The organism is uncultured Pseudoteredinibacter sp., from assembly GCF_947500695.1.
Lineage (GTDB): Bacteria > Pseudomonadota > Gammaproteobacteria > Pseudomonadales > Cellvibrionaceae > Pseudoteredinibacter.
Genome location: NZ_CANMSS010000036.1, coordinates 1 through 420 on the forward strand (window position 1 = coordinate 1; position 420 = coordinate 420).

Consider the following 420-nt stretch of genomic DNA (forward strand, 5'->3'; position numbering starts at 1 on the left):
GCAGGCTCACCTGGACTCGGCACATCATCTACCGCTTTATCGATAGTGACCGTCACCGCACTGGTATCAACGGTGAAGCTCAATGGGTCACTTGGATCACCAGGACCGTTGCCCGCTTCATCAATCAACGCAATTTGAACTTTATGCAAACCATCAACCAAAGCCGGCTCTGGGGTGTAATTCCACTTACCTTGATCATCAACATCGACCGTAACGCGACGCTCATTCGGCGTACCGCCATCGATAATCACAACCACTTTGCCGTTCGGTACGTCCACCGTACCATCCAACAACGGTTTCGCATCATCGGTGGTATCACCTTCGTTGATCGGCCCCACTTTCTGACCTTGATCATCGGTTGCGCTTAAGGTGCCGTTTCCAAGATCCGGTTTCTCCGGCGCTACAGTGTCCACGGTAATC

General features: G+C 52.4%; 1 protein-coding gene. It reads right to left on the reverse strand.

What is annotated here, in order from left to right; all coding sequences use genetic code 11:
* Positions 1–420 (reverse strand): Ig-like domain-containing protein (locus tag Q1A08_RS21385; RefSeq protein WP_299776426.1); only part of this gene is annotated, 420 nt, incomplete at both ends.